This window comes from Pseudomonas sp. C11 (assembly GCF_034683865.1).
Lineage (GTDB): Bacteria > Pseudomonadota > Gammaproteobacteria > Pseudomonadales > Pseudomonadaceae > Aquipseudomonas.
Map to the genome: position 1 here is coordinate 1 of NZ_JAWIIP010000062.1, position 257 is coordinate 257.

Genomic DNA, 257 nt, shown 5'->3' on the forward strand with positions numbered 1-257 from the left:
CGAGCGGGTGTAATAAGCCGGCATGCCGAGCCATCCGCAGCACGAGTTGGCGAAGAGGCAGCAGGGCGACTTTGGTGAGGTGGTCAGCTTCGAGGTAAAGGGCGGACGTGAGGCTGCCTGGAAGGTGATAGACGCCACACGAGTTATTTCCATCACCACAAACCTGGGCGATAACAAGACCACCATTGCCCTTCCGGCGACCAATTCCCATGGCCGTCTGTCTCCGCAGGCGCTCGCCAATGCCGGTATCCGTTACA

The 257-nt window shown here is 59.5% G+C and carries 1 pseudogene; it reads left to right on the plus strand.

The window, feature by feature from the left end:
* Positions 1 to 16: 16 nt before the first annotated feature.
* A pseudogene (locus VC352_RS24925) lies at positions 17 to 257 on the plus strand (PLP-dependent transferase); the annotation flags it as partial.